This window comes from Burkholderia sp. Bp8986, assembly GCF_003854225.1.
In the GTDB taxonomy this organism is placed as follows: domain Bacteria; phylum Pseudomonadota; class Gammaproteobacteria; order Burkholderiales; family Burkholderiaceae; genus Burkholderia.
In genome coordinates this window covers 1-22,886 of record NZ_QTQM01000053.1, presented here as the reverse complement: position 1 = coordinate 22,886, position 22,886 = coordinate 1, and the positions used below count along the sequence as shown (strand labels likewise).

General features: G+C 67.1%; 22 protein-coding genes and 3 pseudogenes. 12 read left to right on the top strand and 13 right to left on the bottom strand.

What is annotated here, in order from left to right; translation table 11 throughout:
* Nucleotides 1-55 precede the first annotated feature (55 nt).
* The 3 genes from DID99_RS32020 to DID99_RS32005 form a co-directional block, all read right to left on the bottom strand.
* Nucleotides 56-1,228 (bottom strand): 4-hydroxybenzoate 3-monooxygenase, encoded by a 1,173-nt coding sequence (locus DID99_RS32020; protein ID WP_124668326.1) that lies wholly within the window; start codon nt 1,226-1,228, stop codon nt 56-58.
* 145 nt (nt 1,229-1,373) lie between these two features.
* Nucleotides 1,374-1,628: a hypothetical protein gene (locus DID99_RS32015; protein ID WP_124489403.1), complete on the bottom strand. Its 255-nt coding sequence runs from the start codon at nt 1,626-1,628 to the stop codon at nt 1,374-1,376.
* A gap of 711 nt (nt 1,629-2,339) precedes the next feature.
* Complete coding sequence (locus DID99_RS32005) at nt 2,340-3,074, bottom strand: TetR/AcrR family transcriptional regulator (RefSeq protein ID WP_124668325.1); 735 nt, start codon at nt 3,072-3,074, stop codon at nt 2,340-2,342.
* Nucleotides 3,075-3,126: 52 nt separating this feature from the next.
* Here DID99_RS32005 and shc point away from each other — a divergent pair, with 52 nt between their 5' ends.
* Nucleotides 3,127-5,187, top strand: coding sequence for a squalene--hopene cyclase (shc, locus tag DID99_RS32000; protein WP_124668324.1), 2,061 nt, complete (start codon nt 3,127-3,129; stop codon nt 5,185-5,187).
* 263 nt (nt 5,188-5,450) lie between these two features.
* Here the strand turns inward: shc and DID99_RS31995 are convergent, their stop codons facing one another.
* The gene (locus DID99_RS31995; protein ID WP_124668323.1) at nt 5,451-5,846 is read right to left on the bottom strand and encodes a hypothetical protein; all 396 of its coding nucleotides are present in this window, start codon (nt 5,844-5,846) and stop codon (nt 5,451-5,453) included.
* A gap of 15 nt (nt 5,847-5,861) precedes the next feature.
* On the bottom strand, nt 5,862-6,032 hold the full coding sequence (locus tag DID99_RS37465; protein WP_185643569.1) for a hypothetical protein: 171 nt from the start codon (nt 6,030-6,032) through the stop codon (nt 5,862-5,864).
* Nucleotides 6,033-6,256: 224 nt separating this feature from the next.
* On the opposite strand from DID99_RS37465, the gene DID99_RS31990 reads away from it, so the two are divergent.
* Nucleotides 6,257-6,556, top strand: a complete 300-nt coding sequence (locus DID99_RS31990) for an H-NS family nucleoid-associated regulatory protein (protein ID WP_124668333.1) — start codon at nt 6,257-6,259, stop codon at nt 6,554-6,556.
* Between the two features lie 292 nt (nt 6,557-6,848).
* Here DID99_RS31990 and DID99_RS31985 read toward each other — a convergent pair whose 3' ends face one another.
* Nucleotides 6,849-7,763, bottom strand: a complete 915-nt coding sequence (locus DID99_RS31985) for a LysR substrate-binding domain-containing protein (protein ID WP_124668322.1) — start codon at nt 7,761-7,763, stop codon at nt 6,849-6,851.
* A 149-nt stretch (nt 7,764-7,912) separates the two neighbouring features.
* Here DID99_RS31985 and DID99_RS31980 point away from each other — a divergent pair, with 149 nt between their 5' ends.
* From DID99_RS31980 to DID99_RS38055, 7 genes and pseudogenes are all read left to right on the top strand, one after another.
* Nucleotides 7,913-9,037, top strand: coding sequence for an FAD-binding oxidoreductase (locus DID99_RS31980; RefSeq protein ID WP_124668321.1), 1,125 nt, complete (start codon nt 7,913-7,915; stop codon nt 9,035-9,037).
* Nucleotides 9,030-9,329, top strand: a complete 300-nt coding sequence (locus DID99_RS31975; protein WP_124668320.1) for a (2Fe-2S)-binding protein — start codon at nt 9,030-9,032, stop codon at nt 9,327-9,329. Before DID99_RS31980 ends, DID99_RS31975 begins: the two co-directional genes overlap by 8 nt.
* Complete coding sequence (locus DID99_RS31970) at nt 9,326-10,762, top strand: NAD(P)/FAD-dependent oxidoreductase (RefSeq protein ID WP_124668319.1); 1,437 nt, start codon at nt 9,326-9,328, stop codon at nt 10,760-10,762. Before DID99_RS31975 ends, DID99_RS31970 begins: the two co-directional genes overlap by 4 nt.
* Before the next feature lie 49 nt (nt 10,763-10,811).
* Entirely contained in the window at nt 10,812-11,600 is a 789-nt protein-coding gene (locus DID99_RS31965) for an ABC transporter substrate-binding protein (protein ID WP_044847144.1), read from the top strand.
* 135 nt (nt 11,601-11,735) lie between these two features.
* Nucleotides 11,736-12,677, top strand: coding sequence for a LysR family transcriptional regulator (locus DID99_RS31960; protein ID WP_124668318.1), 942 nt, complete (start codon nt 11,736-11,738; stop codon nt 12,675-12,677).
* Nucleotides 12,678-12,789: 112 nt separating this feature from the next.
* A pseudogene (locus DID99_RS38060) lies at nt 12,790-12,894 on the top strand (IS5/IS1182 family transposase); the annotation flags it as partial.
* A pseudogene (locus DID99_RS38055) lies at nt 12,888-13,010 on the top strand (IS5/IS1182 family transposase); the annotation flags it as partial. The pseudogenes DID99_RS38060 and DID99_RS38055, both read left to right, overlap by 7 nt.
* On the opposite strand, the gene DID99_RS31950 reads toward DID99_RS38055, so the two are convergent.
* On the bottom strand, nt 13,002-13,901 hold the full coding sequence (locus tag DID99_RS31950; protein WP_124668332.1) for a LysR family transcriptional regulator: 900 nt from the start codon (nt 13,899-13,901) through the stop codon (nt 13,002-13,004). The pseudogene DID99_RS38055 and the gene DID99_RS31950 overlap by 9 nt on opposite strands.
* 91 nt (nt 13,902-13,992) lie before the next feature.
* On the opposite strand from DID99_RS31950, the gene DID99_RS31945 reads away from it, so the two are divergent.
* Both DID99_RS31945 and DID99_RS31940 read left to right on the top strand, forming a co-directional pair.
* Nucleotides 13,993-14,934, top strand: a complete 942-nt coding sequence (locus tag DID99_RS31945; protein ID WP_124668317.1) for a DMT family transporter — start codon at nt 13,993-13,995, stop codon at nt 14,932-14,934.
* 306 nt (nt 14,935-15,240) lie between these two features.
* Complete coding sequence (locus DID99_RS31940) at nt 15,241-15,687, top strand: DUF6196 family protein (protein WP_124489411.1); 447 nt, start codon at nt 15,241-15,243, stop codon at nt 15,685-15,687.
* Nucleotides 15,688-15,738: 51 nt separating this feature from the next.
* Here DID99_RS31940 and DID99_RS31935 read toward each other — a convergent pair.
* A pseudogene (locus tag DID99_RS31935) lies at nt 15,739-15,840 on the bottom strand (IS5/IS1182 family transposase); the annotation flags it as partial.
* A gap of 271 nt (nt 15,841-16,111) precedes the next feature.
* A complete protein-coding gene (locus DID99_RS31930; RefSeq protein WP_124668316.1) occupies nt 16,112-17,131 on the bottom strand; it encodes an aldo/keto reductase in 1,020 nt (339 codons plus the stop codon).
* A 101-nt stretch (nt 17,132-17,232) separates the two neighbouring features.
* Here DID99_RS31930 and DID99_RS31925 point away from each other — a divergent pair, with 101 nt between their 5' ends.
* Entirely contained in the window at nt 17,233-18,141 is a 909-nt protein-coding gene (locus DID99_RS31925) for a LysR family transcriptional regulator (RefSeq protein ID WP_124646688.1), read from the top strand.
* A 157-nt stretch (nt 18,142-18,298) separates the two neighbouring features.
* Here DID99_RS31925 and DID99_RS31920 read toward each other — a convergent pair whose 3' ends face one another.
* The 4 genes from DID99_RS31920 to DID99_RS31905 all read right to left on the bottom strand — a co-directional run bounded on the left by DID99_RS31920 (nt 18,299) and on the right by DID99_RS31905 (nt 22,742).
* Complete coding sequence (locus DID99_RS31920; RefSeq protein ID WP_124668315.1) at nt 18,299-19,882, bottom strand: aldehyde dehydrogenase (NADP(+)); 1,584 nt, start codon at nt 19,880-19,882, stop codon at nt 18,299-18,301.
* A 579-nt stretch (nt 19,883-20,461) separates the two neighbouring features.
* Nucleotides 20,462-20,875: an SRPBCC family protein gene (locus DID99_RS31915; RefSeq protein WP_124668314.1), complete on the bottom strand. Its 414-nt coding sequence runs from the start codon at nt 20,873-20,875 to the stop codon at nt 20,462-20,464.
* 17 nt (nt 20,876-20,892) lie between these two features.
* Complete coding sequence (locus tag DID99_RS31910; protein WP_124668313.1) at nt 20,893-21,912, bottom strand: aldo/keto reductase; 1,020 nt, start codon at nt 21,910-21,912, stop codon at nt 20,893-20,895.
* Between the two features lie 383 nt (nt 21,913-22,295).
* Nucleotides 22,296-22,742, bottom strand: coding sequence for a DoxX family protein (locus DID99_RS31905; protein ID WP_124489415.1), 447 nt, complete (start codon nt 22,740-22,742; stop codon nt 22,296-22,298).
* Nucleotides 22,743-22,886 lie beyond the last annotated feature (144 nt).

Sequence of the window (22,886 nt, the reverse complement as noted above, 5' to 3'; positions counted from 1 at the left end):
CGCGGTTGCGGCTCCCGAAAGCCGCGACCGCAACAGCCCGCTCGATCGCCGCGCGTCAGACCGCGACCGCGCCGACGTAATTTTCGGCCATCGCCATCGCCGCCGGGCGCGACGTCGTCACGTGCTCGAGTTCGGCCACCTGCAAACGCTGCTCGAACGGCGACGCGTCGTCGAGACGATGCATCATGCGCGTCATCCAGTACGAGAAGTGTTCGGCGCGCCAGATCCGGCGCAGCGCGGTTTCGCTGTACGCGTCGAGCAGGTCGGTGCGCGCTTCGTCGTAGAACGCCTGCAGCGCGGACGTCAGGATGCGCACGTCCGACACCGCGAGGTTGAGGCCCTTCGCGCCGGTCGGCGGCACGATGTGCGCGGCGTCGCCGGCGAGGAACAGGCGGCCGTGCTGCATCGTGGTCGACACGAAGCTGCGCATGCCGACGATGTTCTTCTGGAAAATCCGCCCTTCCACGACCTGCCGGCCATCGGCGGAGTCGACGCGCGCGTGCATCTCGGCCCAGATGCGATCGTCGGACCATTGGTCGACCGAATCCTTCGGGTCGCACTGGAAATACATGCGCTGCACGTTCGGCGAGCGCGTGCTGACGAGCGCGAAGCCGCGTTCGTGGCGCGCATAGATCAGCTCGTCCGACGACGGCGGCGCCTCCACGAGAATGCCGAACCAGCCGAACGGAAACACGCGCTCGTAGTCCTGCCGCAAGGCGGCGGGGATCATCGTGCGCGACACGCCCTGCGAGCCGTCGCAGCCGATCACGAAGTCGCAGTCGAGCGTCTGTTCGACGCCGTCGTGCACGAAGCGGATCGACGGCGCATCGGTCTCGATGCCGGCAATCGTCGTCCCGGACACGTTGAAGTACAGCGCGCCGCCGGCCGCCACGCGCGCGGCCACGAGATCCTTCAGCACCTCGTGCTGCGCATAGACGGTGATCGCCTTGCCGGTCAGTTCGGTCAAATCGATGCGGCGGCGCTTGCCTTCGAATGCCAGTTCGAACCCGTGATGCAGCGCGCCTTCCGCCTTCATCCGGTCGCCGACGCCCGATTCGGTCAGCACGTCCATCGTGCCCTGTTCGAGCACGCCGGCGCGGATGGTGAATTCGATCTGTTCGCGGCTGCGCGACTCGAGCACGACCGACTCGATACCGCGCAGATGAAGGAGATGGGAAAGCAGCAGGCCCGCGGGCCCGGCGCCGATGATGCCGACTTGCGTACGCATGAATGTCTCCGGTTGGGATTGATTTTGCGCAAGTGTGGCGGCGACGCGTGCTATCCCGCAACGCGATATCCGGAATATGGACTATCTCGATAATGGATACAGGCGGGCGGGCGCGGCACGTCCCGGGCCGCGCGTGTCCATCCGTTCAGGGCTTCGCCGGCGCCGGCCGCGACTCCATCCCGTCGATCCTCGCGAGCAGCGCATTGCCGAGCTTCGTCAGATGGCGCGGCATGCCGGGGATCGCCAGCAGCGCCTCGATCCGCTCGCGCCAGTAACTCGGGTGACTCACGCGCATCGCAACCGGCATCACCGCCGCGCCGGTATCGGTATCGCTTTCCAGCAGCGCGACCATTCTCTCGATATGAGAGAGCTCGCGCTCCACATAGTCTCTCGTCAGCATGTGCTTGCCACTCCCCGAAACAGAGCACCCGGCCTGTCTTCATCGGCGCGTCGCCGCATGGTCCTTTTGCTCGACGCGTCGTCCTCGTTTCGCTTCACGGTACGCGCGTCGTATGTCAGAAAAACACCCGGCAGCACGACGATTTTCTTCATATCGTCGGATCGATGTCGTACCGCACGCGTCACGTCCACGGCCCCTCTCTTCGTTGCCGATCGTAGACACTCCGCCTCACGATGGCATCCCCAAAATTGAGGATGCCTGCAGAAGTCGACCGCACCGCATCCGTGCGACACGCCGGCATGCCAGATCCGGCGAACGCGATGCGGCAACACGCGCAACGTAGCGCGTGCGGCAAACGGGGAACGGGGACGCGAGGATTTGCGCTGCCGACGAGTCGATCGCGGCGCTCTGCACGGCCGCCGTCGATCCCGAACAGTCGGACGTCGCGCTCGAGGCCCTCATGGCGCTCGCCGACGCGCGAGCGGCGAACTGCTTCGTGCGCGACGCGCGCACCGGCACCGGCGTCCGCTCTCGCTCATCCGCGCGGAACCGGCCGTCGCGACCGGTATAGCCGGCGGCCTGGCGCCGGCCGAGCACGCGGCATGCAACGGCGTACAGATTCGCACCGTGCTCAGCCAGAGCAAGGCGGTCTTCGCGAAGACGGGCGTGCGGCGTATGCCGATCTCGTCGCGCTGTCCGGCGACCGAATACTCAGCGGCGCCGGCCGCGCTCACCCTTGATCTTGCCGGTGCCCGCCGGCTCGGCCGCGGTCATCCGGTCGAGTTGCCGGACGATCTCCGCGCGCAGTTCCGCCGAAATCTCCACGCTGTCGAGCAGCTCCGAGATCCACAGCCCGTCGGCCGCGAGCCGGCAGATCATCAGCGTCGCCGCCCGTTCGAGCGGCACCGGGTCCGGCCGCGTCCACTCGCGCATCGGCACCGACCAGCGCGCACGCGTCTCCTGCTCGGTGATCATCGACGCGACCAGCACGCGCAGCACGTCGGTGCTCGCGGCCGGCTGCGCGGTGTCGAGCACCGCATGCAGATATGCGCGCGCCGCCGCGCCGTCGCCGTGCGAATCGGCCGCGCGGCGTGCGGCCATCTGCGTCGCGAAGCGCTCGGTCGCCTGCCCGAACAGCGCGTCGAGCAAGCCCTGCTTGTTCGCGAAGTGATACTGCAGCGCACCTTTCGTCACGCCTGCACGCTCGGCGACCGCGTCGAGCGTCAACGCGGCCACGCCGTGATGGGTCGCGATTTCCGACGCGGCTTCCAGCAGTTGCGCGCGCACCTGTTCCGGCGCCTTTTTACGCCGCACGCCGGCGACGGGCGTGGAATCAGGCGCAGAACCGGGCACAGCCGGTGCGCCGGACGCCTGCGGGGCGGCCGATTCGGCCGTGTCGACGGGCGCGGGGATGTCGTGCAAAGCGGGTTCGGGGCGTTTCTTCATGGCGGCGATGTTAGCACCCGCGGTCTCGATATAAACATTCCGGCTGGATGGTATGATCCGCCGCATGAATAAACCCGCCCCCTCCTCCTGGTCCGCGCTCGACACCGCGATCGCCCGCGGCCGCGACGCGCTGATGCGTCTTCAGCAGCCCGACGGCAGCTGGTGTTTCGAACTCGAATCCGACGCGACGATCACCGCGGAATACATCCTGATGATGCATTTCATGGACAAGATCGACGACGCGCGTCAGGAGCAGATGGCGCGCTACCTGCGCGCGATCCAGCGGCTCGACACGCATGGCGGGTGGGATCTGTACGTCGACGGCGATCCGGACGTGTCGTGCAGCGTGAAGGCGTACTTCGCGCTGAAGGCCGCCGGTGACAGCGAGCAGGCGCCGCACATGGTCCGCGCGCGCGACGCGATCCTGAAGCTCGGCGGCGCGGCACGCGCGAACGTGTTCACGCGCATCCTGCTCGCGACCTTCGGCCAGGTGCCGTGGCGCGCGGCGCCGTTCATGCCGGTCGAATTCGTGCTGTTCCCGAAGTGGGTGCCGATCTCGATGTACAAGGTCGCGTACTGGGCACGTACGACGATGGTGCCGCTGCTCGTGCTGTGCTCGCTGAAGGCGCGTGCGCGCAACCCGCGCAACATCGCGATCCCCGAGCTGTTCGTCACGCCGCCCGACCAGGAACGCCAATACTTTCCGCCCGCGCGCGGGATGCGCCGCGCGTTCCTCGCGCTCGATCGCGTGGTGCGTCACGTGGAGCCGCTGCTGCCGAAACGCCTGCGGCAACGTGCGATCCGGCATGCGGAAGCGTGGTGCGCGGAGCGCATGAACGGCGAGGACGGGCTCGGCGGGATCTTTCCGCCGATCGTGTACAGCTACCAGATGATGGACGTGCTCGGCTACCCGGACGATCATCCGCTGCGCCGCGACTGCGAGAACGCGCTCGAAAAGCTGCTGGTCACGCGGCCCGACGGCAGCGTGTACTGCCAGCCGTGCCTGTCGCCGGTATGGGACACCGCGTGGAGCACGATGGCGCTCGAGCAGGCGCGTGGCGTGGCCGCGCCCGACGCCGGCGAGCCGGCAGGCTCACTGAATGAACTCGACGCACGCATCGCCCGCGCATACGACTGGCTCGCCGAGCGCCAGGTGAACGACCTGCGCGGCGACTGGATCGAGAACGCGCCCGCCGACACGCAACCGGGCGGCTGGGCGTTCCAGTATGCGAACCCGTACTACCCCGACATCGACGACACCGCGGTCGTCACCGCGATGCTCGACCGCCGTGGCCGCACGCACCGCAACGCGGATGGCTCGCACCCGTATGCGGCGCGCGTCGCACGCGCACTCGACTGGATGCGCGGGCTGCAATCGCGCAACGGCGGCTTCGCGGCGTTCGACGCCGACTGCGACCGCATGTACCTGAACGCGATCCCGTTCGCCGATCACGGCGCGCTGCTCGATCCGCCGACCGAGGATGTATCGGGCCGCGTGCTGCTGTGCTTCGGTGTCACGAAGCGCGCGGCCGACCGCGCGTCGCTCGCGCGCGCGATCGACTACGTGAAGCGCACGCAGCAGCCCGACGGCAGCTGGTGGGGCCGCTGGGGCACGAACTACATCTACGGCACGTGGAGCGTGCTGGCCGGGCTCGCGCTCGCGGGCGAAGACCCCGCGCAGCCGTACATCGCCCGCGCGCTGGCCTGGCTGCGCGCGCGTCAGCACGCGGACGGCGGCTGGGGCGAGACGAACGACAGCTACATCGACCCGGCGCTCGCCGGCACCAATGCGGGCGAAAGCACGTCGAACTTCACCGCGTGGGCGCTGCTCGCGCAGATGGCGTTCGGCGACTGCGAATCCGACTCGGTGAAACGCGGCATCGCGTATCTGCAATCGGTGCAGCAGGACGACGGCTTCTGGTGGCACCGCTCGCACAATGCGCCGGGCTTTCCGCGCATCTTCTACCTGAAGTATCACGGCTATACCGCGTACTTCCCGCTGTGGGCGCTCGCGCGCTATCGGCGTCTGGCCGGCGCTGCGCTGGCGGGTACGTCTTCGTCCAGCGGGGCCGGCGTGTCGGCCTCCCGCACTACGGATACCGCGCTCGCCTGAGCGTGTGCGTGTGCATTAGCATGAGCGCAAGCACGAGTCCGAACTCGAGCGGCAACGCGTACGATCTTCCCGCCCGCGCGCGGGAGGTGCCGCGCGTTCCTCAAGCTCGATCGCGTGACACGCGGAGTGCATGAATGGCGAGGACGGGCTCGGCGGGAGCTTTCCGCCGATCGCGTCCTGCTACCTGATGTAGGGTATGCCCGCCCTCTCGGACGATCATCGGCCGCAACGTGGCTGCGAAAACGCACGGGAAAAGCGGTTGATCACGCGGTCTGACAGCGAGGTAATCGATCGCCGGCGGAAGATAAGATCCTCGTACGGAGCGTTTTCGCCGCACCCTGCCTTAAACGCTTCGACTCGATCCGGAATTCCAGAGCAAATCTCGCAATTTCGTCAATCACCGTTGTGGACGCTGTCTGGTCTACGATTTCAGGCTGCTGCGCTGCCGCCATACGCTGAATAACCGCAAGCCTCGCCTCATCTGAAAGGATGTCGCAAATTTGCGCTCGTCTGTTTTCTTCCCAACCCGGCGTCGTGGTCACCACAAGAACCTTGAGCGCGAAATCCGGGCCCCGTTCGTAAAGCAATTTCGCCAAACGGAGCACGAAAACCCGTCGTTCGAGTAAGCGCGGCCGCCCCGCCGCCTTTGGCGAAGTCATAGACCGGGCGTCTCTTTACATCAGCTTTCGTTTCGCGACGCCATTGCCTGCTTTCCGTTGCAATTCGGTCACCATGTTGTAGCCTTCCGGTTCTGCTCTGCTTTTGGCGACACGCATGATCGACGTGCTTAACAGTCTTGCCGATAGAGCGAATCGCTCGCCGGACACGATGGCAAACGGATTCATCGCCGATTTCCAGTCGCAGGCAGTGCAATCGGCAGCGAAACTCACATCATATGAAAATAGAATTCGATAGCCGGACATTTCTTCGCGCCGAAGGCAAGGGAGATCCACGGCACAACAGGACGAATTCGATTTGCTTTAAACTTGGCGAATTAGGCATAGCCAATCATTATCATTTTGGCAAAAAGCCGCATATCATGTTTGCAGTACAACCCGCGGAGGAAAGCATGGCTACATACAAGGAACTGAAGGCTCAAATGGACGCGCTGGCGGAGAAAGCGGAAACCGCCCGTCTCACCGAGCTCCAGGCTGTAATCGAAGACATCCGTACCAAGGTCGCGGAGTACGGAATTACCGAAAAAGACATCTTCGGTGTTCGTCGGGATCGAGCGACGGCAAAAAAGCCGGCGACCGTGAATGCGAAGTATCGCGATCCCAAGACTGGCGCAACCTGGTCGGGCCGTGGCCGCGCGCCCGCATGGATCAAGGATGCCAAGAACCGGAATCGATTCCTGATTCAGGAATGAACCATTCCGGATAACGCCGCGGCTCGATCAGCGGCAACACGCTCATCGAGCGCCGATCATGTGCTTCGGCAATGCACGTCATCGCGTCGATGAAGCCGCTCGCAAGGAGCGCTAAAGCGAGCGTAGTGGCACCCTACGCTCGCTTGTGTGCTCGCCCGAGCAACCGCAACACGCCGCTACGTGTGGGCAAACACCTGCCTGCATTGCGATACGGGCCGAGCATGATCGACGGGCAACGGCCAATCGGTGCGGCGCAATCGCGATCCGCTCCTCCGCTCCCCCGCTCTCCCGCTCATGCGTCGCGCCGATCCCGCATCCGCGCAAACGCCTCCCGCAGATCCGCGCAGAACGCGTCGCCGATCATCGACAGCGGCTGCGACGCGGACGTCACCAGGTAAAAGTGATCGGGCACGGCCGGCTCGAACGGTTTGACGGCCACGCGATGGCCCGCATACGCGGCCGTGACCGGATCGATCAGCGCGACGCCCGCACCATTCGCGACGAACGCGATGATCGTCTGCGACAACTGCGCCTCGATCGACAGCACGCGCGACACGCCGGCCTCGACGAACACGCGGTCGATCGCGCTGCGCGCCTCGAAGCTCGGCGGAAACGAGATGAACGATTCGTCGCGCAGGTCGGCCGGCTGCACCACGCGCTTGCGCGCGAGCCGGTGCCCGCGCGGCACGATGCAGCACATCGCGCTTTCCGCGAGCCGCTCGCCGCGCACCGCCGGATGCGGCACCGGCTCGGCGATCAGCCCGACGTCGCATTGCCCCGACGCAACCTTGTCGACGACCGTCGACGCGCTGTGCGCAAGCAGCGTGATGTCGACACCCGGATGCGCACCCGCGAAGCGGGTGACGAGTTCCGGCAGCAGGTCGAGTGCGACCGCCGGCGAGCCGGCCACGCGCAGCGTGCCGCGCCGCATCGCGCGGATCTGCTCGGCGGCCTGCGCGACGCGATCGAGCCCGACGAATGCGCGCTCGACTTCCTCGTACAGCACGCGCGCCTGCGCGGTCGGCGTGAAGCGCCCCTGCTGGCGCTCGAACAGCACGAAGCCCACGCGATCCTCGAGGTCGGCGATCAGCCTGCTCACGGCCGGCTGCGAGATATGCAGATCGCGCGCCGCGCGCGTGACGGTGTGACGCTGCATCACCGCGCGGAATGCTTCGATCTGACGAATCCTGAGTGAAGGCGTGGTCATAACACTGGATTATGGATCGTTGATCAAGCTGTATTGGACAGTCTATTTTGCCTGCCCGAACATCGGTTCAGCAACGTCATACACGCAAGGAATCGCGCCACCATGCCCCATAACACGCACACATCAACCCGATGCCGCCGGAGCCGCACATGACCGTGCGCGGCTTCGACGTCGTCGTGACCGGCGGCGGCCTCGTCGGCATGGCGCTCGCGTGGGGCATCGCGCGCGTCGGCAAGCGCGTCGCCGTGTGCGACGGCGACGACATCGCGTTTCGCGCGGCACGCGGCAACTTCGGGCTGGTGTGGGTGCAGGGCAAGGGCGGACGCTGCCTGCCCTACGCGCGCTGGTCGTGCGAATCGTCCGCGCGCTGGGGCGCGTTCGCCGCGCAACTGCGGCGCGAGACCGGCGTGGACTGCGGGTTCGAACGCCCGGGCGGCATCGAACTGTTCGAGCAGGACGCCGAGCTGGCCAGCGCGACCGATCTGCTCGCGTCGCTGCATCGCCAGGATGCGGCGCTGTCGTACGAAGTGCTCGATCCGGCCGCGCTGCGCAAGCGGATTCCCGCCGCGTCGCCGGCGCTGGCCGGCGCGCTGTGGTCGCCGAACGACGGTCATGCGAATCCGCTCTACACGCTGCGCGCGATGCTGCAGGCGTTCGTGCAGTGCGGCGGCGTCTATCTGCCGCGCAACGCGGTCGACGAGATTCGTCCGCGTGCCGGACACTTCGAGATCGACACGCGCGAAGGCCGCCTCGAGGCCGGGCGCGTCGTGCTCGCGGCCGGCCTCGACAACGCGCGGCTCGCGCCGATGGTCGGCCTGCACGCGCCGATCTCGCCGCTGCGCGGCCAGATCATGGTCACCGAGCGGCTTGCACCGTTTCTCGACTATCCGACGCTGGTCGTCCGGCAAACGCCGGAAGGCTCGGTGCTGCTCGGCGACTCGGCGGAAGACGTCGGCTTCGACGACGGCCAGACGCGTCCCGCGATGGTCGATATCGCGCGCCGCGCCCGCGCCGCGTTCCCGGCGCTCGCGCAGGCGCGCGTCGTGCGCGCGTGGGGCGCGCTGCGCATCATGACGCCCGACGGCCTGCCCGTCTACGAAGCGTCGGCCACGCATCCCGGCGCGTTCGTCGCGCTCTGCCACAGCGGCGTGACGCTCGCGGCCGCGCATGCCGATCTCGTCGCGCCGTGGATCGCGGGCGAAGCCGCGCCCGCCGACCTGTCCGCCTTCAACACCGCGCGCTTCGCCGCGCCCACGAATACCCGGCATGTTTGATTCCATCGTCCCCGCCGCCGCGACGCGCGAACGCGTGCGCATCCACATCGACGGCGCGCCGCACGACGTGCCCGCCCATTACAGCGTCGCGGCCGCGCTGCTCGCCGCCGGCACCCTCGCCTGCCGCGCGAGCGCCGTGAGCGGCGCGCCGCGCGGCCCGTTCTGCATGATGGGCGTGTGCTTCGACTGCCTCGTCGAAGTCGACGGCGTGCCGAACGTGCAAGGCTGCATGACGCCCGTGCACGACGGCATGCAGGTGCGAGCGATGCACGGCAAGGCGAGGCTCGCATGACGCGCCGCCAGTGTGACCTGCTGATCGTCGGCGCCGGGCCGGCCGGCATGGCGGCGGCCGCGGCCGCGCGCACGGCCGGGCTGTCGGTCGTCGTCGCCGACGAGGGCGGCGCGCCCGGCGGCCAGATCTATCGCAACGTCGCCGACGTGCCCGCGGATCTCGCGCGCTGGCTCGGCAAGGATTACGCGGCCGGCCGGCCGCTCGTCGACGGCCTGCTCGCGAGCGGCGCGCAGTATCTGCCGCGCAGCACGGTGTGGCAGGTCGCGTTCGAACCGGAGCCGGTCGCGATGCTCACGCAGAGCGGTCCATCCGGCGGCACGCTCGACATCGGCGCACGCGCGGTGCTGATCGCCACCGGCGCGCAGGAGCGCCCGTGGCCGGTGCGCGGCTGGACGCTGCCGGGCGTGATGGGCGTCGGCGCCGCGCAGACCTTGCTGAAATCGGCGGGGCTCGCGCCGTCGGCCGACACCGTGCTCGCGGGCAGCGGCCCGCTGCTGTGGCTGTTCGCCGCGCAGTTGCTGAATGCGGGCCGGCGCGTGCGCGCGCTGGTCGACACGACGCCGCGCGATGCGTGGCGCCGCGCGCTCCCGCATGCGCTGCCGGCGCTGCACGGCGCCGATTATCTGCTCAAGGGCTGGCGCATGCTGCGCGCGGTGAGTAACGCAGGCATTCCCGTCTATCGCGGCGCAACCGATATCGGTATCGACGGCGACGGCCACGCGGAACGCATCCGCTTTCGCGACGCGGACGGCATCGTGCAATCGCTCGATACGTCGCTCGTGCTGCTGCATCAAGGCGTGATTCCGTCGACGCAACTCGCCCGCTCGCTCGGCTGCGCGCATGAATGGGACGAACACGCGGCGTGCTGGCGGCCGACCTGCGATGCACGCGGCCGCAGCAGCGTCGCGCAGGTATGGATCGCCGGCGACGGTGCGGGCATCGGCGGCGCGCAAGCCGCGGCTCGCGCGGGCGAAGTGTCGGCGCTCGACATCGCGGCCGCGCTCGGCGCACTCGATCGTCGCCGGCAAGCCGAACGCGAGCGCCCGGCGCTGCGGGCGTGGCGCCGCCATCTCGCGGTGCGCCCGCTGCTCGACGCGTTGTACACGCCGCCGGCCGCGCAGCGCCGCCCCGACGGCGACACGATCGTCTGCCGCTGCGAGGAGGTCACGGCCGGCGAGATCCGCGCGCTCGCGGCGCTCGGCTGCCAGGGGCCGAACCAGATGAAGGCATTCACGCGCTGCGGGATGGGCCCGTGCCAGGGACGCTGGTGCGGCACGACGGTCGGCGAACTGATTGCCGACGTGCAGCAGCGCGGCGTCGGCGATGTGGGCCATTACCGGATCCGCGCGCCGATCAAACCGGTCACCGTCGGCGAGATGGCCGACACCCTCGAACTGTCGAACGATTTCCGGCGCGGCGAATTCCCGAGCTGAAGCGCGGCCCGCGCACACCCACGCTTGCCCACACGAACGGAGCCTGACCATGAAGAACAAGACGCGCATCACGATCCTGCTGTCCGCGGCGGCGATGGCCTTCGCGACACTCGCCTCGGCGAAGGAATGGACGACGATCCGCATCGGCGTCGACCCGACCTACCCGCCGTTCGAATCGACCGCGACCGACGGCAGCGTGCAGGGCTTCGACATCGATCTCGGCAACGCACTGTGCGCGAAGCTCAACGCGAAATGCGTGTGGGTGTCGAGCAGCTTCGACGGGCTGATTCCCGGGCTGCAGGCGCGCAAGTTCGACGTGATCCTGTCGTCGATGGCCGCGACCGAACAGCGCCGCCAGCAGATCGACTTCACCGATCGCCTGTACCGCAACCAGACGCGCCTGATCGCGCGCACCGGCTCCGGGCTGCTGCCCGACGCCGCGAAGCTCGCCGGCAAGCGGGTCGCGGTCGAACAGGGGACGATCCAGGAAACCTACGCGCGCGAAAAATGGGCGGCGGCGAAGGTCGAGGTGGTGCCGTATCCGAGCTACGACCAGGCCTATGCGGATCTCGTGACCGGCCGCGTGGACGGCGTGCTGATGGATGCGGTGCAGGGCCAGCTCGGCTTCCTGGCGACGCCGCGCGGCAAGGGCTTCTCGTTCGCGGGCGGGGTCGTGTTCGACCCGAAGATCATGGGCAACGGCGATGCGGCCGGCGTGCGCAAGGCCGATGCGGACCTGCGCGACGCACTGAATCGCGCGATCGCGCAGATCCGCGGCGACGGCACGTACAACCGGATCCAGTCGAAATACTTCGACTTCGACATGTACGGGAATTGACGACGGACATCACGGGCCGCGACGCGTGCGGGGCCGCTTCACCGCACGCGCGCTGACCAGTTCTGCATTAGCGATCCTCAAGATCGTTTTCGGCCCGGCAGGGCTATAATCGCCGCTTTCGGTTTGGTCGTCGCCATGAAACCGCTGGCCGTTCCCTCTCTCGCGAACATCGCGTCGCGCCTTCGCCTGAAGCAGCTCAAGCTGCTGATCGCGCTCGAAAACCACGGCTCGCTGCACAAGGCCGCCGAAGAAATCGCGATCTCGCAGCCCGGCGCGACCAAGGTGCTGCGCGAGATCGAGGACATCCTCGGCATGCCGCTGTTCGAGCGGCAACCGAAAGGCCTCGTCGCGAACGACCTCGGCCGCTGCGTCACGCGCTATGCGCGCCTCATCTACAGCGACCTCGAACACCTGCATACCGAAGTGCTCGCGATCACGCAGGGGCATGGCGGCCATCTGGCCGTCGGCGTGATCATGGGCGCGGTGCCGCTGCTCACGCGCGCGCTGACCGACCTGCGCCGCCGCCAGCCGCACCTGTCGGTCGAGATCGTCGAAGGCACCAGCGCGAGCCTGCTCGCCCTGATCGACGACGGCCGCATCGATCTCGCGATCTGCCGCAACGACAACAACCGGCGCCCGGAAGCCTACGACTCTATCCCGCTGCAGTCCGAACCGCTCGCGGTCGTGACCGCGCGCACGCATGCGCTGGCCGAACGCGACGCGCTGACGCTGCGCGATCTCGCCGACGCGAAATGGGTCGCGTATCCGGTCAACACGCCGATGCGGCTCGCGCTCGAACGTGCGCTCGCGGATGCCGGCATCGAGGTGCCGAGTTATCCGATCGAGACGGCGTCGACGTTCGCGACGCTGACGCTGCTGCAGGCGAACCCGGAACTGGTCGCGGTGATTCCGCGCGAAGTCGCCGAGTTCGGCGAACGCTTCGGCCTCGTCGCGTGCCTGCCGGTCGCGATCCCCGCGCTCGACGAGCCGTTCGGCGTGGTGGCCCGCACCTTCGCGCACCTGACACCCGGTGCGCGCATGCTCGTCGAGACGCTACAGCAGCCGCTGCCTACTTGATCGGCGAGAACGCGGCCGGACGCCGCCGCGATGTCGCGGTAGAGCGTCGGACACGCGGAGCGGTTGAAGTCGATCACGAACGCAGCAGCGCCGCGTTCGCGATGCCGTTGGGTTCGTGCCGCAGTCCGGCATTTCCTGGAAGATGCTTCCGCAGGAAACGGGCTGCGGCTCGGGCATGAGCTGCTGGCGCAGACCGCGCGACTGGCAACAGCCTGGCTGCACAACTTCGGGCGACTGCACATCCGGTTCGAGCGCCTCGCGGCGATCCACGAAGCGTTCATGAAGATCGCCGCTTGCATCATCTGCCGGCGACGGCTTCCAAACTCATTGTGTGAGCGCTTCCTGGAGCGTTGCGGCATCGCGCAACTCGCGAAGGAGAAAGCGCTGCAGGGCCTGTACCGCCGACATGCGATCGCTGCCATCCGCATGGCTGAACAAGCCGAATTCCGCCGATGGCGGGTGCGGCAATCCGGTGGCAGCCGGATCGAGCACGCGCATCGAATCGCGCCGGACGTTCCATTCGAGCAGGACCGTGACCCCCAGCCCTGCCTCGACTGCGGATTGAATGGCGGCCAGGCTCGTGCTCGTGCAGATGACTTTCCATGCGACCCGAGCATCGCGCAATGACGCATACAGCCTGTCTTGCCACGGGCACGCACCGCCGAATGCGACGAACGGCAATGGACCGTGGCGGACATCTCCGTCATACGCAAGGCCAGCCGCCCAGAACAGCGGATGCTGCCACCGCACGAGCGGTTCCGCATGGATGAACGTCGGGTCGATGATCGCGAAATCGAGCGAGCCATTCATGAAATCCTGCGACAGCGCCTTGCTCGAATCGACGACGATCTCCACGGCGACATTCGGGAACGACGCGCCAAAATCACGCAGCGTGTGCGGCAGATGGCCAACAGCGATGTCCTCGAGGAGGCCGAGCCGGACCGTCCCTGAGATCTCACCTGCATTCAGCGCAGCGCGCGCCGCGATACCGATGTCGAGCATGCGCTGCGCGTAAGGCAGCAACACGCTGCCCGCCGCTGTCGGCTTGATGCCGCGTGGCGAACGTTCGAGCAGGCGCTGCCCGACCGATTCTTCCAGCCGGCGCAATGCCATGCTGACGGCGGCCTGCGTGCGATGCAGCGCCTGCGCCGCCTCGCTCACGCTACCGGTTTCGACCACGATCAGAAAGGTGCGCAACAAGCCGCTGTCGAGATCCCGAGCCATAAATATTCTTGAAGCGCCCATAAAAAATTCGAGCTTATACCAAACGAACATGCGTGGTTAACATCGCCGCATCGCCATCATGGAGCACTGCATGAACGAAGAAACCGGAAGCATCCGGGCCGGCCGGCACACGACCGCTTCCACACCGGTTGCGCGCGACGCGTTCACGGCGAATGCGGCGTTTGGCGCGTCGCGGACACGACGCTTCCAAGCGGCTCTGGCGCCCGGGCTCGCCATGGTGTCGATGTGCAGCGTCCAGCTCGGCGCTGCGCTGTCGCGGCCCGCGATGATCGAGTACGGAACCTTCAGCACGACCTGGCTGCGCCTGTGCTTCGCCGCCTTCGCGCTGGCCGTGATCGTGCGCCCGCCCGTCCGGCGCTATTCCCGGCAGCGCTGGATCGCCGCCATCGCGCTCGGCTGCGCGATGGCCTGCATGACACTGTGCTTCTTCGAGGCGGTCAAGCGCGTGCCACTCGGGCTCGCGGTCGCGATCAATTTCTTGGGGCCGCTGTGCGTCGCGACCATCGGCGTACGCAAGATCCGGATGCTTGCGTGGCCCGCGCTCGCCCTGGCAGGAATCGTGCTGCTCGCGCGCCAGGACGACATGTGGATCGTGCCCGTTGCGGCGCTCGTATTCCCGCTCGGCTCGGCGCTCGGATGGGCCGCCTACATCCTGATGATGAAGCGCGTGGGGTCGCTGTTCGATGGTCTGCAAGGCCTGTCCACGTCGCTGATCGTCGCGGCGCTCGTGACCGCGCCATTCGGCCTCGCGGAAAGCGGCGGGCATTTTCCGGCCGGACAATTGATCGACGCTGCCGGTCTCGCCGTGCTCGTCCCGCTCTTGCCTTATGTTCTGGAGATGATTGCGTTACGGCGCATGACGGCGTCGACGTTTGGCATCCTGATGAGCGTCGAGCCTGCGATTGCCTCGGCAATCGGGTTTGCGGTACTCGGGCAGCCCATGACCCTGCTGCAAAGTATCGGCACGTTGTTTGTCATCGGTGCCAGCGCAGGCGCCGTGATGCAGCAGTAGCCGGCTCCACAAGGCTTGGCTGGCATGCGCTTCGTCGCCTCGCCATCGAAGTCGGAATGACAGGGCAGGCGCTGGCCGCGATCGACGATTCGAGTGCAGGGTGATGTTGAGCGACCTGTCTGTCCGCCAAACGCCTGCTCCGGGCAGCTCCAGGGTCTGTTTACATTTGTGCGGGTTGTCGGGTTATCCGGTCCGCTCGGTTCGGGCGACTATTCGCCGGTGATTGCGTCACATGCTGGTAGGATGAAGTTCGTTTCTGCTTGCATTGATGATCTGACCTGTAACCGCCTCATTCTCGGAGTAGACATGGTTGATATTTCACGTGAGACCGTCGAACAAACTGAGCGTCGCCTTCGACGCGTAATCACCGAGGCACGCCTACGGATTTACTCCGGCACGTACACGTTCATTGAATTTCCGCTGGATCAATTCCCAAGCGCTGTGCGGGCCGACGCACTTGCCTTGGTGCGAGACGACAACGTGTGGAGTCAGCTTGTGCCGAGTGACGGTTCACACCAGGAACAGTTCGGCATCTTTCGATTCCACTTCCCGGCAGGGGCAGACAATAGTGGCTTCGTTGGCTGGCTGGCTACCCATCTCAAGAATCGATTTGGCACCGGCGTATTTGTGACGTGCGGACAAAATCATGCGGATGGCGGTATCTTCGATTACTGGGGCGTACCCGAGACGCTGTCAGACGAGGTGATCGAGGAAGTCAAGCGGCTTGTTCAGGGGCAGAGCGATCATCGATAAAGCTCATCCGATACAGCACGCGGCTATAGCGACGCTTGGTTTTCTGTTCGAGCGAAGCGGGATGACGGCCTTCGCACGCGGAGAGTGGATACTCTCCACAAAGGCGTTCGAGTCGTAGCCTTTGTCAGCGATGACCGCAACGGCACGCAAGTGCTAAACCGGTCATTCGCGCACGAAATATCGCAGCAGTTGGATCAGTGACGGCAATGCGCCATCGAGTATCGGTTTTGCCGTGGTCTCGTCGTCAGCGAAACAACGAAGTGGTGAGCGGAGCGTGCGGCAGGTTGGCAGCCCCATCCGTTCATTTTGTTAGAGATTCTAATTGAACGGCCAAGCGCGCGCCCGAACGGCGCGCCGCACCGCACCGTCCCGACGATGCCCGCTTGCGCGGGCATTTTTTATCGACTCGCGTCGACCGGCACGATCAGCGATCGATCGGCAGCGGCGCGTTCGCGGCGACGAGCCCCTGCTCGCGCATCTCGCGCCAGAAGTCGGCCGGAATCGTCGCGTTCAGCGCGTCGACATCTTCCGCGATGCGCGCCGGACGGCTCGCACCGGGAATCACCGACGCGACCGCGGGATGCGCGAGCACGAACTGCAGCGCGGCCGCCTTGACCGGCACGTCGTAGCGTGCGGCGATCGCCTTGATGCGTTCGACCTTCGCGACGATTTCCGGCGAAGCCTTCTGGTATTCGAAGTGCGCGCCGCCGACCAGCACGCCCGAACTGTACGGGCCGCCGACGACGATCCCGACGCCTCGCGCGGCTGCCGCCGGCATCACCCGCTGCAGCGCGCGCTCGTGATCGAGCAACGTATAGCGGCCGGCCAGCAGCATGCCGTCCGGCTGCGGTTCGTCGAGATCGAGCACGAGCTCGATCGGCTCGACGCGGTTCACGCCGAGCCCCCACGCGCCGATCACGCCTTCTTCACGCAGCTTGCCCAGCACGCGGAACGCGCCCTTGCGCGCGACTTCGAACTGCGCGAGCCATTCGTCGCCGTAGATGTCCTGCGCGATGTCGTGCACCCACACGATGTCGAGCCGATCGGTACGCAGGCGCTTCAGGCTGCCCTCGATCGAGCGCAGCGTCGCGTCGACCGTGTAGTCGCTGACGAGCCGGTTCGCGCGGCCATGCGCGAAGATTCCGGTCTTCTCGCCGTAGTCGCGCGCGCTCGCGCCTTCCATTTCGTCGAGCACGACGCGGCCTACCTTCGTGCTGATCACGTAGTCGTCGCGCCCATGGCCGGCGAGCACGTCGCCCAGACGCGACTCGGCCAGCCCTGCGCCGTACGACGGCGCGGTGTCGAAGTAGCGGATCCCGCGCGCCCACGCGGCTTCGACGGTCGCGGCGGCTTCGTCGTCGGGGATGTCGCGGAACATGTTGCCGAGCGGGGCGGCGCCGAAACCGAGCGTGTTGTCGGCCGGCAGCGTGGCTTTGAGACGCATGCATTTCTCCACAGGTCACGGAAAAGTGCGTCCAGTCTAGGTTGCATGGTTATGTCTGTCCAAGACATAATTCATCAAACTTGAGTCCCTTTAGGTCTTATATGCTCGACATCCGTCAGCTTCAATATTTCATCGCGGTCGCGGAGGAAGAACACGTCGGCCGCGCCGCCGAACGGCTGCACATTTCGCAGTCGCCGCTCAGCCGCCAGATCGCGCAGCTCGAGGAAAAGCTCGGGCTGACGCTGTTCGAACGCAGCCAGCAGCGCATTCGTCTGACGCGCGACGGCCGCACGTTCCTCAGCGAGACGCAGGCGTTCCTGCGCCATGCGCACCGGCTGGAATCGCTCGCGCGCCGGCTCGGCCGCGGCGACGAAGGCGGGCTCTGCATCGGCTACCTGGAAACGGCCACGCACTCGGGCGTGCTGCCGCGCGCGCTGAAGACGTTGCGCGCGGACCGCCCGGCCGTCCACATCGCGCTGTACAACTACACGTCCGCCGCGCAGCTCGAAGGCCTGCGCGAGCGCAGTCTCGACATCGCGCTCGTGACCGAGCCGCCCGCGCCCGACGATCCGGAACTCGAATCGATGCGCGTGCTGAACGATCCGATGCTGCTCGCGCTGCCCGAAGGCCATCCGCTCGCGAAGAAGAAGACGCTTGTGGCCGACGATCTCGCGACGCAGCCGTGGATCGGGGTCACGCAGCAGGAAAGCGCGCCGCGTCACGGCGCGTTCGTCGCCGCGTGCGCGAAGGCCGGTTTCTCGCCGGATATTTCCGTCGAGGCGAGCGAGCCGCTCGCGGCGCTCGGGCTCGTCGCCGCCGGGCTCGGCGTGACGATGATCCAGCAGAGCCTGCGTCACCAGGTGCCGGAAGGCGTCGTGCTGCGCGAGCTGCCGTGGTTCAGCTATCGCACGCCGCTGTGGGCCGCGTGGCACAAGGTCAACCTGCGGCCGCTGGTCGGCGTGTTTCGCGAGATTCTGACCGGCGAGGATGTGGTCGCGACGGTCGAGTGACGTGACGGGGGGGGGGCGCGATCGCCGGCAAAGGCAGGGAATCTATCGTGCCGTCCGCATCCCCGCACACGAATCCGGCTGAAATCGATCGCGCCGGCAGCGGTCCGCATGCGATTGCATGCGCGATACCTGATGCCGGCTTCCCCCCGCTCGCGTGTCAGTTCGCGAGCGTGACCTTCCCGTCCATCAGCCGGTTGATCGCCAGCGGGTTCGAGGTCTTCAGCGCATCGGGCAGCAGCGCCTCCGGCATGTCCTGATAGCAGACCGGCCGCAGGAAACGACGGATCGCGAGACTGCCGACCGACGTCGTACGCCCGTCCGCGGTGGCCGGATACGGGCCGCCGTGCACCATCGCATGCGCGACTTCCACGCCGGTGCCGAAACCGTTGACGAGCACGCGGCCCGCGCGCCGCTCCAGCGCCGGCAGGAACGTGCGCGCGGCGGCGTAGTCGGCTTCGTCGATATGGAGCGCCGTCGTCAGCTGCCCTTCCAGCGACTCGATCAGATCGCGCATCGTGTCGAGGTCCGGACAGCGGACGATCAGCGACGCCGCGCCGAACATCTCCTCATGCAGCGCCTTCGACTCGCGGAACGCGTCCGCGCTCGTCGAGAACAGCGCGCCCTGCCCCTGGTTCGCGCCGGCCGGCGCATGCGCGCGCGCGACGGTGCGCACCTGCGGATGCTGCGCGAGCGCGGCCACCGAACGCTCGAAGGCCTGATGAATGCCGGGCGTGAGCATCGTCGCCGCCGCGGCCTGGGCGAGCCGCTCCGCCGCCGCGGCGGTAAAGCGCTCGAGTGCCGGCCCGTCCACGGCAAGGATTAACCCCGGATTCGTGCAGAACTGCCCGGCGCCGAGCGTCAGCGACTGCACGAACTGCTGCGCGATCGCGTCGCCGCGCGCGTCGAGTGCGTTCGGGAACAGCAGCACCGGATTGATGCTGCTCATTTCCGCGTACACGGGGATCGGCTCGGGCCGCGCGTTCGCAAGTGCGATCAGCGCGGTGCCGGCATGGCGCGAACCGGTGAAGCCGACCGCCTTGATGCGCCGATCGCGCACGAGCCCCTTGCCGATCTCGAGGCCGGTGTCGAACAGTAGCGAGAACGTGCCTTCCGGCATCCCGCACGTCTTCACCGCCCGCTGCACGGCGATCCCGACCAGTTCCGACGTGCCCGGATGCGCCGGGTGCGCCTTCACGATCACCGGGCAGCCGGCCGCGAGCGCGGACGCCGTATCGCCGCCCGCGACCGAGAATGCCAGCGGGAAATTGCTCGCGCCGAACACCGCGACCGGCCCGAGGCCGATATGACGCAGGCGCAGGTCGGGACGCGGCGCCGGTTGGCGTGCCGGCTGCGCCGGATCGATGCGCGCGTCGAGGTAGTCGCCCGCACGCACCACGTCGGCGAACATCCGCAGCTGGCCGACCGTTCGGCCGCGCTCGCCTTCGACGCGGGCGCGCGGCAGGCCCGTTTCCGCGACGCAGCGCTCGACCAGTTCGTCGCCGAGCGCGAGGATGTTCGCCGCGATCGTCTCGAGGAACGTCGCGCGCGCTTCGGGTTGCGTTTCGCGATACGTGTCGAACGCGGCCCAGGCGAGCGCGCATGCTTCATCGAGATCGACGCTGCTCGCGCCGCCGAAGGCCGGCGCCATGCGTTCGCCGCTGGATGCGTTGACCGCGTATGTGTCGCCGTTCGTGCCGCGCCGTGCGCGCGAGCCGATCAGCAGGTTGCCTGCGAGTGTCATGTTCGTTTCCTCTGTAGATGGATCGGGGGCGAACGCCGTGCGATCACGGGCTCGCATAGGTGTTGTGTGTTGTTTGTCGTGCCGGCGCGCGTGTCGCGTCGCCGTGAGTGGGCCGGGCGGTTCGAATCCGTGCAGCGGGGCGCTCGATGCCGGGCTCGGGTGCCGCCGCGTGCGCCGGCGGCGCACCGACTGACGCGCACGTCCGAAATGCGCCGGAAAGCCGCGCAATGGGCCAGCATACGGAGTCCGCCCCCGCGCGACAATTGACAGGATGTGATACCGGTATAACCGCGCGTTATCGGTCGTTGCCCCGCCACCGCATGCGGGCAGGTTCCGCGTCCATCGCATGCCGCCGCGGCGGCCGGACGACGAACGGTGCGACCGCAACGCCGACGACGGCTCGGCACGTTCATACGACGATTGACGATGCACGCGCGGCGGCGCCGGTGCCGCGCGTCGTCACGGATGAAAACCCGCCACGACACACGGCGTCGGCGGGTGCCGACACGACCGGCACCCGTTCACCGCGCGCGACATCGTCACACCGTCACGCGATCGCGCCGCTACGCCACGACACCGTCACGCCGCGAACCGCTTCGCCAGTTCGGCGAGACCGTCTTCGTAGATACCGCGGAAGAGGCGGATCGCTTCGTCGTCGGTCGCGCCATCCGGCGTGAACGTGCCCGACCACTCGACCGTCGCCGCGTTCGCGCCGTTCTCGCGCACGCGCAGCGTGGAGCGATAGTTCACGACCGGGAACGGCGCTTCGAGGATCGCGTACGTGTAGCTGCGTGCCGCGTCGTCGAAGGCGACCAGCCGCTCGACGATCGCGTCGCCGTCCGGGTTCGCGAGGCTGCGCACGCGACCGCCCTCGCTCAGCTCGCTCGCCGGGATGTACGACAGCCAGTCGGGCAGCGACCCGAAGCCGCCGATCAGTGTCCAGACCGTGTCGGCCGAAGCCGTGATCTCGATGCTTGCATTGGCCTGTGCCATGTCATCACCTTTCAGGATCAACGATCGGTCGGCAGCGGCGCATTGGCCGCAATCAGACCTTGTTCACGCATTTCGCGCCAGAAGTCGGCAGGAATCACCACGTTCAGCGCAGCCTGGTCTTCCGCGATCCGCTCCGGACGGCTCGCGCCCGGAATCACCGCGACGGTGGCCGGATGCGACATCGAGAACTGCAGCGCGGCGGCCTTGATCGGCACGTCGTAGCGTGCGGCGATCGCCTTGATGCGCTCGACCTTCGCGAGGATTTCCGGCGAAGCCTTCTGGTATTCGAAGTGCGTGCCGCCCGCGAGTACGCCCGAGCTGTACGGGCCGCCGACGACGATCCCGACGTTCTGCGCGGCAGCCGTCGGCATCACGCGTTGCAGCGCGCGCTCGTGATCGAGCAGCGTGTAGCGGCCGGCGAGCAGCATGCCGTCCGGTTGCGGTTCGGCGAGGTCGAGCACCAGTTCGATCGGCTCGACGCGGTTCACGCCGAGGCCCCACGCCTTGATCACGCCTTCTTCACGCAGCTTGCTCAGCACGCGGAATGCGCCCTTGCGCGCGACTTCGAACTGCGCGAGCCATTCATCGCCGTAGAAGTCCTGCGCGATGTCGTGCACCCAGACGATGTCGAGGCGGTCGGTGCGCAGACGCTTCAGGCTGTCCTCGATCGAACGCAGCGTCGCATCGGCCGTGTAGTCGTTGACGATGCGGTTCGGCCGGCCGTGTTCGAACAGGCCGCCCTTCTCGCCGAGATCGCGCGCCGACACGTCCTCGACTTCGTCAAGGATCACGCGGCCGACCTTGGTGCTCAGTACGTATTCGTCACGCGGGTGGTTCGCCAGCGCATCGCCGAGGCGGATTTCCGCGAGGCCGGCGCCGTAGAACGGGGCCGAATCGAAATAGCGGATGCCGTGTTGCCATGCCGCTTCGACGGTGGCCGCCGCTTCCGCGTCCGGGATGTTGCGGAACATGTTGCCGAGCGGGGCAGTACCGAAACCAAGGATCTTGTTACCGGGCAGCGTGTCTTCGAGACTCATCATTTTCTCCAGGGGTGAGGGAAAGCGAGTTCAGTCTAGGCAGACGGGTTAAGTCTGTCCAAGACGGAATTCGACACAGTTGAGTCCCTGGAGGTCTAAAACGTGGTCTGAAGGGGTGGGCGGATATCGCGTCCGGAGGGTCCGTTCGCGCGGCGGCCCCGCCCGACAAGGCTGGCGACGGAATCGGCCGCCGATTCGTGATTTCAGATCAAAAGTGATTTCGCCGGTGAGCACGATGGGCAACGCCACGCGTGCCCCCAATTGCCGCACGCCTGCAACGCGTCGCGCAAAGGAAGCCCCGTTGCGCCTCTTTCAAAGGCGCAACGGGGAAAAGCCGCCTGGTGATCGAATCTGCGTTCCGTCGCAATGCGCGGCTCATGCCCTCAGGCGCGACCGTCCCCTTGCGTATCCCGGGCATCGCCCAGCATCGTGACGAGGACGAGCGCTGCAATGAGGCCCAAGTGCTCGAAGAAACCGTTGAGCGCCATGAAGCGCGCTGCGCCCGTCTGGTTCCAGAAGTCGTTCGCCACCAGCATCGCGACGACGGTCAGCACGCCGAGACTGCCGGCGCCGAGCCACGTGAAGCGGCGAAACACCACGCACAGCGAACCGCCGATCTCGACGACAATCGCCAGTGCAGCCCATAGCGCAGGCGGATGCAGGCCGAAATGCGCCTGCTCCGCAACCGCGCCGTCGAAGTCGAGCGCCTTCGCGACGCCGCCGATCAGAAAGGCGGAAACGAGTGCAAGCCGGACCAGCGCGCCGACCCACGGCTGCGCGAGCAGGACACGGATCCACGCGGGGCTGTACCGGCCGATCGTCGTCGACATGTCAGACCGCCCAGCACGAACAGCCGAACGCGCCCCAGAAGCCCTTCGCGTCCGAGGTCGGCAGCGTGCTGCCCCACGCACTCGCGTGCGCATGCTGGTGCACGTTGCATGCATTCGCGCAGCCACACATCGCGGCGGCCGCTG

Bases quoted from the DNA above. Each gene is read 5' to 3' on its own strand.
- DID99_RS32020 (WP_124668326.1), bottom strand. From the start codon at position 1,228: ATGCGTACGCAAGTCGGCATCATCGGCGCCGGGCCCGCGGGCCTGCTG.
- DID99_RS32015 (WP_124489403.1), bottom strand. From the start codon at position 1,628: ATGCTGACGAGAGACTATGTGGAGCGCGAGCTCTCTCATATCGAGAGA.
- DID99_RS32005 (WP_124668325.1), bottom strand. From the start codon at position 3,074: ATGAAGAAACGCCCCGAACCCGCTTTGCACGACATCCCCGCGCCCGTC.
- shc (WP_124668324.1), top strand. From the start codon at position 3,127: ATGATCCGCCGCATGAATAAACCCGCCCCCTCCTCCTGGTCCGCGCTC.
- DID99_RS31995 (WP_124668323.1), bottom strand. From the start codon at position 5,846: ATGACTTCGCCAAAGGCGGCGGGGCGGCCGCGCTTACTCGAACGACGG.
- DID99_RS37465 (WP_185643569.1), bottom strand. From the start codon at position 6,032: ATGAATCCGTTTGCCATCGTGTCCGGCGAGCGATTCGCTCTATCGGCA.
- DID99_RS31990 (WP_124668333.1), top strand. From the start codon at position 6,257: ATGGCTACATACAAGGAACTGAAGGCTCAAATGGACGCGCTGGCGGAG.
- DID99_RS31985 (WP_124668322.1), bottom strand. From the start codon at position 7,763: ATGACCACGCCTTCACTCAGGATTCGTCAGATCGAAGCATTCCGCGCG.
- DID99_RS31980 (WP_124668321.1), top strand. From the start codon at position 7,913: ATGACCGTGCGCGGCTTCGACGTCGTCGTGACCGGCGGCGGCCTCGTC.
- DID99_RS31975 (WP_124668320.1), top strand. From the start codon at position 9,030: ATGTTTGATTCCATCGTCCCCGCCGCCGCGACGCGCGAACGCGTGCGC.
- DID99_RS31970 (WP_124668319.1), top strand. From the start codon at position 9,326: ATGACGCGCCGCCAGTGTGACCTGCTGATCGTCGGCGCCGGGCCGGCC.
- DID99_RS31965 (WP_044847144.1), top strand. From the start codon at position 10,812: ATGAAGAACAAGACGCGCATCACGATCCTGCTGTCCGCGGCGGCGATG.
- DID99_RS31960 (WP_124668318.1), top strand. From the start codon at position 11,736: ATGAAACCGCTGGCCGTTCCCTCTCTCGCGAACATCGCGTCGCGCCTT.
- DID99_RS31950 (WP_124668332.1), bottom strand. From the start codon at position 13,901: ATGGCTCGGGATCTCGACAGCGGCTTGTTGCGCACCTTTCTGATCGTG.
- DID99_RS31945 (WP_124668317.1), top strand. From the start codon at position 13,993: ATGAACGAAGAAACCGGAAGCATCCGGGCCGGCCGGCACACGACCGCT.
- DID99_RS31940 (WP_124489411.1), top strand. From the start codon at position 15,241: ATGGTTGATATTTCACGTGAGACCGTCGAACAAACTGAGCGTCGCCTT.
- DID99_RS31930 (WP_124668316.1), bottom strand. From the start codon at position 17,131: ATGCGTCTCAAAGCCACGCTGCCGGCCGACAACACGCTCGGTTTCGGC.
- DID99_RS31925 (WP_124646688.1), top strand. From the start codon at position 17,233: ATGCTCGACATCCGTCAGCTTCAATATTTCATCGCGGTCGCGGAGGAA.
- DID99_RS31920 (WP_124668315.1), bottom strand. From the start codon at position 19,882: ATGACACTCGCAGGCAACCTGCTGATCGGCTCGCGCGCACGGCGCGGC.
- DID99_RS31915 (WP_124668314.1), bottom strand. From the start codon at position 20,875: ATGGCACAGGCCAATGCAAGCATCGAGATCACGGCTTCGGCCGACACG.
- DID99_RS31910 (WP_124668313.1), bottom strand. From the start codon at position 21,912: ATGAGTCTCGAAGACACGCTGCCCGGTAACAAGATCCTTGGTTTCGGT.
- DID99_RS31905 (WP_124489415.1), bottom strand. From the start codon at position 22,742: ATGTCGACGACGATCGGCCGGTACAGCCCCGCGTGGATCCGTGTCCTG.